Here is a 252-nt window from a genome sequence, read left to right as displayed (position 1 = left end):
ATCGACGTGCCGGGCGACGCAACGCACATCGGCACGGCCCGGATTAGGTCGCAGCTATCGACAGCGCAGCGGTTGATTGCCCGAAAAACGGGCAACTTGCCAAGCGTCGATGCAGGGTTTGACGAGATTGCGGACGGCGTGGGCGCGCCGTCGATCGGTGGCACGAAGGCGAAAGCCTCGAAGTACGGAAACCGGAAGTGCGAGGCCGACGGGATCAAGTTCGATAGCGAGCGCGAGCGGTCGCGGTATTTC

Annotated in this window: 1 protein-coding gene; it reads left to right on the top strand. The window is 63.1% G+C overall.

Annotated features, from left to right (window positions below; all coding sequences use genetic code 11):
* On the top strand, nucleotides 1-252 hold a 252-nt coding region (locus SB775_RS31920), incomplete at both ends, for a DUF1064 domain-containing protein (RefSeq protein WP_410865299.1).

It is taken from the genome of Peribacillus sp. SIMBA_075 (assembly GCF_046534585.1).
The sequence above is the reverse complement of the archived record's forward strand: the minus strand, read 5'-3'. Positions and strand labels throughout refer to the sequence as shown.